This is a genomic window from Bartonella sp. AP57NXGY (assembly GCF_042195805.1).
In the GTDB taxonomy this organism is placed as follows: domain Bacteria; phylum Pseudomonadota; class Alphaproteobacteria; order Rhizobiales; family Rhizobiaceae; genus Bartonella.
In genome coordinates this window covers 1-829 of sequence record NZ_JBHIOZ010000453.1, presented here as the reverse complement: position 1 = coordinate 829, position 829 = coordinate 1, and the positions used below count along the sequence as shown (strand labels likewise).

The 829-nt window shown below is 41.6% G+C and carries 1 pseudogene; it reads left to right on the top strand.

Features of this window, described 5'->3' with window-relative positions:
• Positions 1 to 30 precede the first annotated feature (30 nt).
• Positions 31 to 829 (top strand): annotated as a pseudogene (locus ACFIL8_RS11440) (hypothetical protein); the annotation flags it as partial.

The window sequence follows — 829 nt, the reverse complement described above, 5'->3', positions numbered from 1 at the left end:
ATTGAAGGTATTGATACGAATTTCAAGAATGTGAATAACAACCTAACGAATAAGTTTAATGAACTTACTGAAAACATTACGAATATTACTCAGGAAGTTCAAGGCGATGCGCTGTTGTGGGATAAGGACGCAGAGGCGTTTGTAGCGACGCATGGGGACAATAAAGAGAACAGCAAGCTTACATCACTTGCAGCTGGCTCTATAGTATCAGGCTCGAGTGATGCGATTACGGGTGGACAGATTTATGATCTGCAAAAACAGTTTGCTGGCTATTTTGGTGGTGGTGCTGGTTATAATGAGAAAGGCGAATGGCAAGATCCGGATTTCCAAATTCAGACTTTCAGCAATGATGGTACGAAAGGTGATAAGAAGAGCAGTAATAATGTTGCAGGTGCTTTTAATGACATTAATGACAGCATGAGCACTATCAACGCTCGTATTAAGGAAGTTTCAGAAGGAGTTGCACAAGATTCTTTATCATGGAGCAAGGCTGAAGGTGCTTTTGTCGCCTTGCATGGAGAAAAAGATGGTGAGAAGACACACAGCAAAATCACATCACTTGCAAATGGTGATATTACTGCTAGCTCAAGCGATGCTGTAGCAGGAAATCAGCTATATGCTCTAGGTAACAGTGTTGCGCAGTCTTTAGGTGGTGATGCTAGTTATGCAGGTGGCGCTTGGACGGCTCCAAGTTTCAAAGTTAAGATCGTTAATGAGGATGGTACTAAAGTTGAAGAGAAGAAGTATGATACTGTATCGGAAGCATTTGCTGGTGTAGGAACATCTTTTGAGAATCTTCAAAAAGAGTTTACTCAAAACAACACGGAGG